Source organism: Streptomyces sp. NPDC050485 (assembly GCF_044458185.1).
GTDB lineage: Bacteria > Actinomycetota > Actinomycetes > Streptomycetales > Streptomycetaceae > Streptomyces.
Genome location: NZ_JBITHR010000038.1, coordinates 30,831 through 44,662, shown reverse-complemented (window position 1 = coordinate 44,662; position 13,832 = coordinate 30,831). Strand labels below are relative to the sequence as shown.

7 protein-coding genes and 1 pseudogene are annotated in these 13,832 nt (G+C 70.2%); 4 read left to right on the top strand and 4 right to left on the bottom strand.

Going from position 1 to position 13,832, the window contains the following annotated elements; translation table 11 throughout:
• Positions 1-514: 514 nt before the first annotated feature.
• The gene (locus ACIBK6_RS38790) at positions 515-838 is read left to right on the top strand and encodes a hypothetical protein (RefSeq protein WP_399057643.1); all 324 of its coding nucleotides are present in this window, start codon (positions 515-517) and stop codon (positions 836-838) included.
• A gap of 305 nt (positions 839-1,143) precedes the next feature.
• On the opposite strand, the gene ACIBK6_RS38785 is transcribed toward ACIBK6_RS38790, so the two are convergent.
• The 3 genes from ACIBK6_RS38785 to ACIBK6_RS38775 are packed head-to-tail and all read right to left on the bottom strand — an operon-like array spanning position 1,144 to position 6,507.
• Positions 1,144-4,296 carry an error-prone DNA polymerase gene (locus tag ACIBK6_RS38785; RefSeq protein WP_399057641.1) on the bottom strand — a complete coding sequence of 1,051 codons (3,153 nt, stop codon included), beginning with the start codon at positions 4,294-4,296 and terminating at the stop codon, positions 1,144-1,146.
• Entirely contained in the window at positions 4,289-5,812 is a 1,524-nt protein-coding gene (locus ACIBK6_RS38780; protein WP_399057639.1) for a DNA polymerase Y family protein, read from the bottom strand. The genes ACIBK6_RS38785 and ACIBK6_RS38780 overlap by 8 nt, the downstream gene beginning before the upstream one ends.
• Before the next feature lie 5 nt (positions 5,813-5,817).
• On the bottom strand, positions 5,818-6,507 hold the full coding sequence (locus ACIBK6_RS38775) for a hypothetical protein (RefSeq protein ID WP_399057637.1): 690 nt from the start codon (positions 6,505-6,507) through the stop codon (positions 5,818-5,820).
• A 380-nt stretch (positions 6,508-6,887) separates the two neighbouring features.
• Here ACIBK6_RS38775 and ACIBK6_RS38770 point away from each other — a divergent pair, with 380 nt between their 5' ends.
• Positions 6,888-8,126: a hypothetical protein gene (locus ACIBK6_RS38770; RefSeq protein WP_399057636.1), complete on the top strand. Its 1,239-nt coding sequence runs from the start codon at positions 6,888-6,890 to the stop codon at positions 8,124-8,126.
• Positions 8,127-8,753: 627 nt separating this feature from the next.
• On the opposite strand, the pseudogene ACIBK6_RS38765 reads toward ACIBK6_RS38770, so the two are convergent.
• A pseudogene (locus ACIBK6_RS38765) lies at positions 8,754-9,131 on the bottom strand (TerD family protein); the annotation flags it as partial.
• Between the two features lie 210 nt (positions 9,132-9,341).
• On the opposite strand from ACIBK6_RS38765, the gene ACIBK6_RS38760 reads away from it, so the two are divergent.
• Positions 9,342-10,280, top strand: a complete 939-nt coding sequence (locus ACIBK6_RS38760) for an XRE family transcriptional regulator (protein ID WP_399057634.1) — start codon at positions 9,342-9,344, stop codon at positions 10,278-10,280.
• 1,465 nt (positions 10,281-11,745) lie between these two features.
• Positions 11,746-13,818: a hypothetical protein gene (locus tag ACIBK6_RS38755; RefSeq protein WP_399057632.1), complete on the top strand. Its 2,073-nt coding sequence runs from the start codon at positions 11,746-11,748 to the stop codon at positions 13,816-13,818.
• The last annotated feature ends 14 nt before the right edge of the window (positions 13,819-13,832 follow it).

Genomic DNA, 13,832 nt, shown 5'->3' with positions numbered 1-13,832 from the left:
GGCCCCCGGCCCCCGGCCCCCGCCCCCCGGCCCCCCGCCCCCCCGCCCGCCCGCCCCCCCGCCCCCCGCCCCCCCGCCCCCCCGGCCCCCCGCCCCCCCGCCCCCCCGGCCCCCCGGCCCCCCGGCCCCCCGGCCCCCCGGCGCCGGGGCGGCCTCCGGCATCACGCGTTCATGAAGGTCTCCTCGGAAGCCTGTGGCTGGTCAGCGTCGGTTCCGATCGGACAGGTCGTGTCCGACGAATAGTCAGAAGCGGTCTGTGAAGGAAACCGCTCAGCGGAATCCCTACTTGCCGGGTTTCGGCGCCTACTGACAACCTCGCCGGATGAGCATGATGCGCAGGGCCATGAATCCTCGCAACTCCGCGCGGTGGAAGGTCTGGGGCCTGTTCCCCCCGGATCGCTGTCCGGCGTGGGCGGTCCCGGCCCGCTGGCGCCAGGCCCGGGACACGGCCAAAGCAGCGGGACTGCCTCTGGGACGGCACCCCGTACCCCTCCAGATCGAGGGGGAAACCGGCATGATCCACCGGATGAAGGAGGGGAACGCCCTCGTCCCGCTGCGCTGGCGTTTGGACTTCGGCTACGGCGGCACACTCCAGCTTGGCGCTACGCGCAATGGCCAGGATCAGCTGCGCCCGATGCCCCTGGAGTGGACCGTCTATCCGGCATGGCCGTCGACGACCAGGCACTTCGACGACGTCGGCGAGGCGCTGGCCCTCCTCACCAAGGCGGCGCGGATCCCCCCTCCTCGCCCCGACGGACCGCGATCGCCGCAGGAGATGCTCGCGAAGGCCGTTCAACACCACCAGCAACAGAACACCTCGTCACCCACGGAAGGCTGACTGCGGCGAAAGGGCTGATCAAGCAGCTCACGTCAGCCTATGAGCCGGAGCCGGATGGCTGCGACGGTGACGGGTGCCCGAGAATGCGTAGGTCCTCTTGACGCCACGCCCCATGCCCAGCCAAACGATCAAGGTCCGGGCACCGTTCCAAGACCCACTGGCGGTTCGTCAAACACGACCTGGTTCCCGATGCTTGGTGGGTACGACGTAGATCGCTGCGATGGACCGCATCAACTCCGTACCCGTATCACGCGCGCACGGGCGCCTCTCCAAGGCTGCCAGGCGTCCTCAACCGCAGGGGACTGCTACGCGCGGCGGCCGCTTCGGGGTGTGCTGATCCGTAGTGGGTCGAGGCGGTGGGCGACGACGTTGAGCGCGCCGTCGTTGCGCTCGACAAGGCCGTGGATCAGTAGGCCGGCGTGGTCGATGGCGGTCTTGTGGTGCCGGTCCCAGATGTGCGGCGGGACGATGATGTTGGTCATGCCGGTCTCGTCTTCGAGGTTCAGGAAGCAGGTGCCCTTGGCGGTGGGCGGGCGCTGGCGGTGGGTGACCAGTCCGCCGAGCAGTACCGGGCTCTGGTCGGGGAGTTGGCGTACGGCGGCCGCGGGCACGGCGCCGCAGCGCTCCAGGTGGGCGCGCAGGTGCTGGACGGGGTGGGAGTCGGCGGAGGCGCCGGTGGCCCACAGGTCGGCGAAGGTCTCCTCGATGACCGTCATGGTGGGCAGGTCGGGGGCGGCGGGCGGGGTAGCTGTGCCGGGCAGCAGGTCTTCGCCGCGGTGGGCGAGGGCTCCGGCCGCCCACAGGGCGTCGCGTCGGCTGAGTCCGAAGCCGGTGAGGGCGCCGGCGGTGGCGAGGGCTTCGAGGACGCGGGCGGGCAGGCGGGTGCGGCGGGCGAAGTCGTCGAGATCTGTGAAGGGCCGGGCGGCGACGATCTGTTCGGCCAGCTCCGGGCTGAGTCCGCGCACCGATGCGAGGCCGAGCCGGATCGCCGGCCGGTCGGGTGCGTGGGGGTCGGTTTCGAGGGTGGCGTGCTCGGCGGAGGCGTGGACGTCGACGCCGCGGACCGTGACACCGCGCCGTTTCGCATCGCCGATCAGGGTCAGCGGCGAGTAGAAGCCCATGGGCTGGTTCGCGAGCAACGAGGCGGTGAACGCGGCCGGGTAGTGGCGGCGGATCCATGCCGAGGCGTACACCAGGTGAGCCATGGACTGGGCGTGGGATTCCGGAAAGCCGTAGTCGGAAAACGCCTCGATCATGTGGCAGATCGCCTCGGTCGCCGCCTCGTCGATGCCGCGCTCGCGCATCCCGGCCAGGAGCCGACTGCGCAGGGCTGCGACCTTGTCCACCGAGTGCTTGGCGGCCATCGCCTTGCGCAGCCGGTCGGCGTCCCCCGGGCTGAAGCCCGCGCAGTCGATCGCGAGCCTCATCGCCTGCTCCTGCCACAACGCCACACCCAAAGACCGTTTGAGGGCGGGCTCGGCGAGCGGGTGCGGGTAGGTGACAGCCTCGCGGCCCGCACGGCGCCGCAGATAGGGGTGGACGGAGCCGCCCTGGATGGGCCCGGGACGGATCAGCGAGACGGCGACGACCAGGTCGTTGAACGTCCTCGGCTTGAGCCGCGGCAGCATGGACATCATCGCCCTCGACTCGGTCTGAAACGTGCCGATCGTCTCGGCGCGGGCGATCATCGCGTACACGTCGGGATCGTCCGGCGGGATGCTGGACAAGTCGAGCTGCCTGCCGTGGTGTTCGGCGATCAGATCACAGGCGGTGTGCAGGGCGGACAACATGCCCAGCCCCAAAATGTCGATCTTGATGAGGCCGGCGGCCTCCGCGTCGTCCTTGTCGCCCTGGAGCACCGAGCGGCCCGGGGCGGTGGCCCACTCGGTCGGCATGACCTCGCCGATCGGCTGGCGGGTGAGCACCATCCCGCCGGAGTGCACGCCCAAGTGCCGGGGCAGCGTGTGCAGCTGGGAGGCGAGTTCGCGTACGTCGCGCGGGATATCGGCGTCCGGGGCGGGCGGTTCGTGCCAGTGGATGTAGCGGGTCATCTCGTCGATCCGCGCGGCCGGGTAGCCCAGCGCCCGTCCGGCGTCGCGTACGGCGAGCCGGGGCTGATACGTGATGACGTTGGCGACCTGGGCTGCGTGGTCGCGGCCGTAGCGCTCGTACACGTACTGAATGACCTCTTCGCGCCGCCCGGCTTCGAAGTCGATGTCGATGTCTGGGGGCCCGGCCTTCTCCGCGGACAGGAAGCGCTCGAAGAGCAGGCCGTGGCGGATCGGGTCGACGCCGGTGATGTCGAGGACGAAGCACACCACGCTGCTGGCCGCCGAGCCGCGGCCCTGGCACCACACGCCGATGCGGCGCGCGTGCGCCACGATGTCCCACACGATCAGGAAGTAGCCGGCCATGCCCAGCTCCTTGATCACGCCCAGCTCGTGATCGATCTGCCGCCAGGCGGCGCGCACGGTCAGGTCGGTGCGCGGTCCGTAGCGGCGGGCGCAGGCCTCGGTGGCCAGGTGCCGCAGCCAGGAATCCTCGTCGTGCCCAGCGGGAGTGGGGAACCCGGGAAGTTGCGGCCGGAGCTCGGCGAGGTCGATCGCGCAGGCGTGGCCGAGGTCGACGGTGGTCGCGTACACGCCCGGGTAGCGGGCCAGGGCCTGTTCCATCTCGTGCGGCGCGCGCAGATGGGCGGTGGGGGCGGCCTGCAGATGGCTAGCGGCGCATTCGAGGTCCTCGCGGCGGCGCAGCGCGGTCAGCGCGTGGGCCAGGCGGGCCTGGGCGGGGGCGGCGTAGTGCACCGCGCCGGTGGCGACGGTCGGCAGGCCGGTGCGGCGGGCGGCCACGAACATCACGTCGCTGGCGAGCGAGTCCTCCGGCCGGTGGTGGTCGACGAGCTCGGCGTGCACGCTGTGCGCACCGAAGACGTCGACGAGGCGGTGCAGGCAGTGCGCGACGGCAGCCACGTCACGGCGATCAGCCGTGGGCGGCGGGCAGCCGGGCAGGACCGCCCAGTGCCCGCCGCTCGCCGCCCGGGCGAGCTGGGAGAGGTCGTAGACGGGGGCCCGCTTGGTGCCGGCGAGCTGTCCGGCGCTGATCACCGAGGAAAGGCGGCGAAATCCCTCCAGGTCACGCGCGATGATCACCGGCGTGCCCAACTCGTGCTCACTGAGGGTGAGTTCCGCGCCGTACACGGTCGCGAGACCGTGAGTACGGGCGGCGTCCATCAGCCGCCGGGCCCCGTACAGGCCGTCGCGGTCGGTCAGCGCGAGCGCCGTGATCCCCAGGCGGGCCGCCTCCGCGACGAGCGCGGCCGGATCGGACGCGCCTTGCAGGAAGCTGAAGGTGGAGTGGGTGTGCAGTTCCGCCCACCCGCTCTCCACTCCCGGCCCGGGGGCCGCTGTTGGTCCGGTGGCGGGGCGGGCCGGGAAGGGGACGAGGGTGCCGTCAGCCATAGGAGGCCTCCGCCCACCAGCGGCTGTGCTCGATCACGAGCAGCCAGGCGTGCCCGTCCGCGGTGACGATCTGCATGCGGGCCATCCGCTGTGCGCGCTCCGGGTTCCACCAGGCCTCCAGTACCGGCCACGGCCCTGCCCACCCTTCGATGGCGGCCTCCGGGTAGCCCTGCACCGCCAACCGGGCCGGTTGGTCCGATAGTTCGGTGCGGGCGCTGACGCCGACCTGGGCGCCGCTGCTGGCTGTCAGGGACGCGGGCAGCCACGGGGTGAAGGTGGTGGCCGGGTGCGGGGCGGGCAGCTGTCCGGGCCACGGCCCGGTGTCAGTGAGCCGGCGGGTATCGAGGTCCCCGTACGGGACCCGGCGCAGCCGGTCGACGGGGCCGCGGCCGCCGCCGACGTCGATCCGGATGACGGCACGGTGGCCGAGCAGGGCCTGGACCCGGGCGGCGGCCCGCTCCACTTCCTCGGGAGTGAGCGTCTCACCGAAGAGCGCGGCCTGGCGGCCGGTGGCCGCGGATAGCTGCTCGGGAGTGAGCACGAGCCGCACGATGCCGCCCGGCTCGCCGCCTCGGTCGATTGCCCCGGCATCCGCCCAGGCCTGCAGCAGGCCGCGCACCCGCTCGGCCACCGCGAGCGCGGACAGCCGCCCCTCGTGACGGAAGGCCCGGGCCAGGTGGCGCCCGTCGGCGAGTTCCAGGCGTACCTCGAGCCGGGCACAGACCAGGGCCGCCGCCGTCAGGCGCTCGTGCAACTGGTCGGCCGCGGCCTTCGCGGCGAAAACCACCGGCTCCAGGAGCACCGTGGGCGGCTCGAAGACCTGCTCGCCGTGCTGCTCCGGGCCGGATGGGCGGGAGGTGACCGGGTGTTGCTCGATGCCGGAGGCGATCCGGTGCGCGGCAGCGCCCTCGGTGCCGAACCGGGCCAGCACCCGTGCGGCGGGCAGGGCGGCGAACTGGCCGACGGTGGTGATGCCGAGCCGCCCGAGCAGTTCGGCCAGCCGTGGCCGGCCCAGGACAGCCACCGGGTACGGCGCCAGGAAGTCGGCGCTGCCGCCCGCCGGCACAAGGTGCCCGGTGCGGGCGGCGAGCGCGGCCGCGAACACCGTGTCCGCTATCCCAGCCCGCGCCGGGTGCCCGAGCTCGGTGATCGCCTGCACGGTGCGCTCGACCAGCTGCGGCTCGCCGCCCCAATACCGGGAGGGTCCGCGCGTCGGCGCGGCGATCAGCCCGGGACGGATCACCTCCAGGCGCGGCATCACACTCTGCTCAAGATGACGTACGACCGGCTCGAAGCGACGCACCTCCTCGGCCAGGTCGCGGTCCACGACGTGCAGGTCGGCGCACCGGGCCTGCGCGGCACGCAGCCGCATCCGCCGCCGGACCCCGGTCGCGCGGGCGGCCGCCGAGCACGCGACGACACTGCCGCCCGCCACCACAGCCAGGGGCACTGACATATCTGTGCCGGTGGTCAGGACGGGCCAGTCCGGCACCCACACGGCGAGCACTCTGCCCACGGGTGTCACCCCACGACGCGCAGAGCGGCGCGCCGTTCCGCGACCGTCAGCGCAGCCACCGCTTCCGCCTGCTGTCCGGGCCCGGCCGGAGCCTCGAAGGGCTCGGCGGCGCCGTTCGGGCCGGGCAGCCACAGGTCGGCCTGGCGCGGCTCGGCGGCCGCGCCGCGGCCGTTCGAGATCACCCGTGCCCGGCGCCCGCGCAGCAGTCCGTACCCGCTCCCGACGCCTTCCCAAGTCGCGGTGGTGACCGCCAGGCGCAGCTCGGCGCCCGCCCAGGCGTTAGCGGCCAGCAGGATCGATCCGCTGCGCCTCAGCAGCGCGGACAGTCGGCGCCCTATGCGGTCCGGCACCGGTCCCAACGCACCGACCATGACCACCGGCACGGCCTCCACCACAGTGGCCAGGACCTGGGGCCAGTGGGGGCCCGGCTCGTCGACCCACATGCCCGCGCCGAGATCCAGGCCCGCGTCCGCGGCGGCCAGCGCACCCAGCTGCGGCAGCCCGACCGCCGCCCACCCAGCCGACCCCGCACTCGCCTCGGCGGCCAGCGCGAGGAGCAGCGGCATGTCCCCGCCGGCGCTGACAGCGGTGCCGGGCCGGATGCGGCCGCCGGGGAACAGCGAGCTCAGCGGTGTGGCGGCCGGTCTACCGGCATCGCCATCCGCTCGCTCGCTCGCTACCGGTACTGCACGCACACCCCGAGTCTCGAACATTTGTGCGAAAGAAGCAAGCCGGTCATGTCTGGAAACACCAGCGCGGCGGCTGGCCCGCCTCACTCCACCTTGAGCGCGTCTCGCCGAAAATTTGACCGCCGTCGCAAGCGCGCGTCTGTGCCACCCCGACGGAGGATCTGAAGCCTCAGGTGGCGCCGCCCAGCCGGGGACAGGTATGCGCGGTCCGGGCTTGCCCGAGTAGTGGTGGCGGCACTGGGCCCGCTTCAACGCGCGCTCGCGGAGAATTCTGGTTAACCTGAAAGGTGAGCCATTGTAATAGCGCTCGCCCTCTTGCAGTGAACCTCCCAGTTTGAGTTGGGCACGCGAGTCAGGCGCCGCGGAAACGGGCTTGAGGAGTCACCATGGTTGCAACAGCAGCGCAGCGGGAACAAGCTCGCGGTGACTGGAAATCAAGTGCCGATGTTGTGGTGGCAAGGCTTCACGAATTGAGAGGCCAAGTATTCCCCCAGGACTTCGAGAAGAATGGGGAACACGGTATTGATTCCACGTTCTTGGAGAATCTTGACAGCGCTATTGATGACTATCTCCTCAGGTCTGAGGAGTTGGGAGGCGTGCTCGCAGGCGATGCCGACGCTGTCCGCGTAGATCCCGAGGGTGACACTCTCGCCAGCGTGCCTGAAAGTAGCGACCCCTACGATCCAGCTGAAGCTCTGCTTGGCGTTTCCGCAACCGACTTGGCGTTGGCTCAGGCACTCGCTGAGTCTATTGCCCCTGAGGCTTTTAGTGCTGTGCAGGAAAGCGGCCTTGATTCCGCTTGGACTGGCACACAGGCCAGTCGCTCTGAGGCTGTAGGAGAAGTAACACCTCTGGAGGTTTGGATATTTGAAGCAGATGAGGCCGTGAGGGGGCAAACGCCCATAGGGGCGAGCGCCCCACCGCCGGATGGGGACGGTTTCGTCAATGCGACTGTGTCTGAGCTAGTCGAGGGGGCAGGGAAGGCGATATCGAGCGTCATTATGAAGGTAGGAGTCCCGCATGCGCCTGCGGAGGTCTTCGACCTCCTCGTGGCCGCCATACCCCAAGGGTGGGGGCAAAAGCTTGTTAGCTCCGTCGGCGAGCTCGGCCGCATCAAAGAAAACATCTTCGCTCTCGTGAAAGCAGGACTGGACAAGTTGTCCGCCTGGCTCGGCCCTAAGGGGGCTGAAATCATAAATAGAGGGCGCGCCTGGGTAGGGGGGCAATTGGATAAACTTCTGGACGGCGGCATTGCTGCGGTGCTGCTTCGGAAAATTCTGAAAGCCCAGAAGGTGGCCGATGATGGAATCGCTCGGCTCGCCAATGCGAATGGAGAGCAGACGTCAAAAGCGGAGGAGAGCCTGGAAGAACTAGTCCATCGGCAGGGTAGGCGCCTGAAGTTTATTGGATACATCGGCACAGCTATTGCTGTGGCGTCGAAGCTCACTTTCGTACCTTCGGGCGCTCACATCTGTCTGATGGCCGGTGCCCTCGCCGTCGTCGCTGGCACGACGTGGATGTGCGGCGACGCCCTTGACTCCCCAAGCCTTCGCGGCTTGCCTCAGTTCATCGATGGTGTGGGCAGCAGACTTCAGGTGGCCATGGAGGCTGGGAGCATCCAATAGGGGCCGCCCACCGGTGCCATGCGCTCGGGAATCGTCCTCTGCCAGAGGCCAGCTGGGCAGCAGCTATACGGCGCTGATGTGGTCCACGCAGGTCCACACAACATGATCCAAAGGGGTACAGGGGTGGTTCAGTGTGAGACAGCATCCGCGTGATCAAACTTCGGCGAGACGCGCTCAACGTTGCGTGACACGGGACAGCGGCGGCGGTCCCGTCTCGCTGATTGACCGCTGCGGTCATGCTGCTCACGGCGCTCAACGTGCGCGCTGGTCATGTCGGACCGCTCGCAGACGCTGGTGTCGACGTCGATCCTGCCACCACTCCAATCGGTCGCGCGAAGCTTGTGGGAAGACAGAATTGAGCGCGGCACACGCGGCGGCCAGCGCGGTGAGCAGCGCGATTACCCACCAGGGAGCGCCGCTGTTCCACAGCAAGATCGGTGAGGTGACGGCTGCGGCCCCGGCCAGGGGCAGGGCGCGATTGCGATTGTCCACTTGGAGCTGCCTCCCTCGGCGTGGGCCGACGCCGACCCTCCCGCACAGAAACGAACGCTTCTTTACCCCTATGTCTAGAGCGATGCCTGGAAGACCGGAGGCGTACCCCTGGCCGTGGCGCGGAAGACCAGCTCGTCACTGGTGTTGGCCAACTGAGCCGTCGGGCTCTTGCGGTTGTTGTAGAAGACGAAGTACTCGTCGCCGAGCACCCGCCGCTCGCGCACCGGCGTAGTCCTGGCCGATGGCGCGGAACTTCCACTCCGCGCCGTTGCGGTACAGCTCGCCGAAGACCATCGCGGTCTCCGTCGAGGCGTCCTCGCTCAGGTCGTACCGGGCGAGCTCGCTGTTGTCGGCCTGGTTCACGACGCGGATGTAGGCGTTGCGCACCTGGCCGAAGGACTGCTGGCGGCTCTCGGCCTCGTAGATCGAGACCGGGAAGACGATCTTGTTGACGTCGGCCGGGACCCCGGCCAGGTTCACCTTGATGACCTCGTCGTCGCCCTCGCCCTCACCGCGACTTCGCCCCCTGCGCAGACCCGACACGGATACCCTGTCGCCCCTGGTCTCGCGTACCCGCGCCTTCCTGGGCCTAGGGTGGGACGAACTCGGCGGGAGGAGGGCGACGGCCCAGTGCGGCGACGGACGTTCCTTGCTCTTTCGGCCGCGGCCACCGCCGGCGTCTCGTTCCCGGCATCGGGGGCAGCAGCGGCTCAGGACGTACCGGTGGGACAGCTCCTCGTCGGCCGTCTGCGGGACGCGATGCTCGGCATCGGGCAGGACCACGAACTGCTGGCCCCTGAGCAGTTGCCTGTCGAACTCGCCCGCGTGCACACCGACTTCCACACCTGCCACTACGCCGACCTCGCCGTCCGTCTGCCCCGCCTGATCCGTGCCGGACACGCACTCGGACCCGCCGACGAGGGAGATCACCTCGACCTGCTCGGGCAGAGCTACCTCCTCGCGACCCGCATGCTCGTCAAGCTCGACGAACAGCAGCTCGGCTGGATGGCAGCCGACCGCGCACGCCAAGTGGCCGAAGCCGCCGGGCACCCCCTCGCGGTGGCAGAGGCCGCCCGGAACCTGGCCGTCCTCGCCCGCCGCGCCGGCTGGGAGGACCAGACGCTGTCGATCGCGCTCAACGCCGCCGACGATCCAGCCCTTCGCGCGTCCCGCAGCGGCGCCGCCGAACGCGGCCTGTTGATCCAGTCAGCTGCGTACAGTGCCGCAAGGGGCGGCGACCGAGAAGGGATGCGGGAGCTGACGGACGAGGCCGCCGCCATTGCCGCCGGCCTCGGCGGCACCACCGCGCTGCGTGATCACGGCGGCGGATTCAGCCCGGCCACCGTCCAACTGCACCGTATCTCCGCCGAGTTCTCCACCGGAGACCCCTCCGCGGCCCTGGCCGCAGCCCGTGCACTGCCGCCGCAGAGCCTGCCCAGCGTGGAACGCCGGGCGCGCTACTACACCGACGTGGCGGCCGCCCTGGCGCAACGCGGACGTCGGGACGAATGCGTGCGCTCGCTTCTGGCGGCCGAGCACCAAGCACCGCAGGAAATGCACTCCCGACCCGCGGTGAGATCCCTCATCTCCGCACTCCTGCTGTCCGGCCGCACCACACCCGAACTCCGCGCCCTCGCAGCCCGCGCCGGCGCCCTCCCGTAGCCGAACAGCGCTGCTTGAGCCGGTCGACCTGGGCATCCGGCGTGGCCCTTGCCACCCTTCGTGCTCCATCCGCGTGGCGACTTCGCGCGCGAGCTGCGTCGGCGAGCGCTGGTTCGACGGGGACGTGCTAGAGAGTGATCGAGGCGGACCCGATTACCTCGCTCTTGTCCGAGGAGTCGCCGATGAAGTCTGTGGGGTGACACGCGTTGTGTCCCCCGCCGGATTCAGAGGACAGCTGACCTCTCGCAGTGGAGGTTGAGCGATTCTCGGCGAATGTGGACCGGGGCTGATCAGTCGGCGTACGACGGGGTGCCGTTCGGTAGGGGAGGGCTCCGCGTCTGGCGGTGATCTGCGAACGGCGTCACCGCTGATGCGGCGACGCCGTTGCATCGGGGCGCCCGACGGCGCTTTGCCCCCGGTAGCCGGAGGTGCTGGTTCGGCTTCCCTGCTGAGGCAGATGGCCTGGCGCCGTGTGCCCGAGAATCTGCGGCGCCATCCACCGAAACTAGCAGCTGCCAACTGTGCGTCCGCCCTCGACAAACGACTTCGGGACGCTGGTCCAACTCGGGCGGCAAACGGTCCAGCTTCCGTGTTAAGGACAGGGGTGCCCCGTCTCGCCGAAGGGTGAGCGGTTCTCAGTGGACGTTGAGCGCACTGCCTACGTCTCAACGGAGTTTGGCCTTGCCGGTCGAGCTTCTCGTCGAACTGCAACGTGGGTGAGATTCGAGGAAGATCATCAGCAGGAATACCGCTCCGAAGACGCTGTGCGGGATCGGTCTGGGTTGAGAGTCCCGCTCTACCGTCAGCGCCGACTTCGGCCTGAACCCCAGCACTCTGATCTGCGCGAACGTCCGCATGTTCTATGTGGGCGACGAGTGCTTCGTCTTCTACAACAACCCCTCCGGCCTTCGAGGCATCGCTCTAGACCTAGGGGTAAAGAAGCGCTCGTTTGCGTGCGGGAGGGTCGGCGTCGGCCCACGTTGAGGGAGGCAGCTGGGAGGCAGCTCCAAGTGGACAATCGCAATCGCGCCCCATCCCTGGTTGGGGCCGCCGCCGTCACCTCACCGGTCTTGTTGTGGAGCAGCGGCGCTCCCTGGTGGGTGATCGTGCTGCTCACCGCGATGGCCGCCGCGTGTGCCGCGCTCAATTCGGTCTTCCCGCAAGCCTCACGCGACCGATTGGAGTGGTGGCGGGATCGACGTCGACATCAGCGTCTGCGAGCGGTCCGACGTGGCCAGCGCACACGCTGAGTGCGGTGAGCCGCCTGATCGGAAGCAGCCAGCCTTGATTGAGACGGATGTAGTGCGCTCAATCTTCGCCGAGAACTGCTCAACCTTCAGCAAGACGGGACAAGTGGTGGCCACCGCGCCCACTCTTATTCAAGTTCGCAGCCTCCCGCTGTCACACCGTGGGCCGTCCTGTCACCTGTAGCAGGTGACAGCGGACCTCGAAGCGGGAGTTGCACGTGATACACACCCTCAGCCCGTACACGCCCCGGCAGCAGTGGGGCCTTCGCGCAGCCGATGCGGATCTTGACCCGGTCGCCCTGCGCCGGATGGCCACCGGCGAATCCGAGGAGACCGCCCGAGCCGAGCTCACGGACTTCGAGCGCCTCATCCCGGTGCCCGTGCCGGGGCAGGCCCGAGGCGAGGCCCGGGTCTTCCAGGCGCTCATCACGGCCTACGGCCGCCATCGCCCCACCCTCACCGGCGGTCCGTTCGGCATCCTCAGCCTCACCCCGCGCACCGAGGAACTGGTGGTGCGGATCGCGCCCTCCCAGCTCGACCAGTGGATCGACGCCCTCGCCTTCCGGCAGGGCGGCACCGGCATCGCGGGCCTGCGCTGGACCGGCCGCCGCGACGGGATCGCCCTGACCCTGCCCGGGATGACGCTGCTCCTCGCCGACATTGACGAGACCAGCTGGCGTGCTGCGCTCGGACGCCGGTCCGCCGACCAGAGCGGCCTGATGCCGCACTGGATCCCCCAGCTCCCCGGCGAGGTCGAGCACACCGCCGTCCGGAACGCTGATCTCGCGGGCGTCGCCGACCACCTCTGCGCCACCCTGCGCCGGATCCGGCTCGTCGACCCGCTCACCCGCGGCAGCGGTCACATCCACCTGTTCACCACCCGCCACCACGGCGACCTCCACCTGATCGAGGCGTGCGAGGCCACCCCCACCGTTCTGCCGCTGTGGACCTCCCGCTCCCTGCCCCTGGCCCTGTGGCCCGCCGGACCGATCCCCGCTACGGGCCCGGCCGACCCGCGCACCGCCGTACTCGACCTCCTCGCCGAGGCCGAACCCGCCAGCGCCCCGCCCCGTCCCGCCGGCCACCGCGCCGCACGCGCCCTGTGCCACCTCGCAGGCCTGAGCACGGCCCCCGTCCTGGTCCAGGCTGCCGAGCATGTGCTCGACGTCGCCACCCGCGTCCTCGCCGACCCCGCCCACGCCAGCCTGTACGCCGCCGGTGGCTGGGCAGGCAGCTGCCGCACCTACCCCGAAGGCACCGTCCACGGAGCCGACCCCTGCCTTCCGCCCGGCGCCGAGACGGCCACCGATCTCCCCGAGGACGCCCTTCAGCGCCTCGGCCGGCACTTTTCCCCCAGCTCCTCGGACGTCCCGCTCGCCGACCTGACCAACGCCGGCCGGGAAGAACTCGTCCACCTGCTCGACTGGGCGCTCGCCGCCGCGACCCGCCCCGCCCACCGCCGGAACTGGAGCCGCAACAGCCCCGACGACACGCTGCAGCACACCCAGCCGCTGCCCGACCGCGACGGCACCCTGACCCTGACCGCCAGTACCACCGGCGTCTACCGCGTCAGCCTGGACGCACTCGGCCTGGGCGACCTCGCCGACGAGGACGACACCGTGGAATGGGAACGCGAGGCCGCGCCCTCCCAGAGCGCCGCCGTCCTCCTGGCCGAACACGCCGCGATCGAGGCCGCCGTCTGCCTTCCCTTCCAGCGCGAGCACCGCAAGCAGCGCCTCCTGCTCCCCGTCCCGGCCCCGGACGCTCCCACCCTCCGGTCCGTCATCGCGGCTGCCGACTACGTCCTGGGCTTCAGCACCCTTGCCAGCGTGCTGGGCCGACTCCAGGACCGGGCAGACCTCACCTTCGGGGCCGCCGACGGACACTGGCAGTCCGCTCCGCTAGGCTCCGCCGAGCCGCACGGCCGTGCCGCCACCCTGACCGCTTACGTCAGCGACTGGTTCGAACTGCCCTCGCCCCACCGGGGAGAAGAAGCCAACACCGCGCCCGTCGACAGCACGGCCTACCTCCGTCACCTGGCCCGGCACCGAACAGCCCTCGACCCGTTCGTCACCCGCTACCTCGCCGCCGCTGACAGCCTCACCGGGCCGCGCACCTTCGAAGAGCGCCACACCGCCGGCTTCGCCGCCCTGCGCACCACCGACCTGCCCGCTCTGGCCTGCCACGATGTGCGACCCGTCCGCGACCCCGTTCTCCGCCTTGTCCGGTCCATCCCGCAGGATCCCGGCCAACTGACCGCCTGGTACGAGATGCACCTCGACCGGGCCTGACACCCGCCGACTCG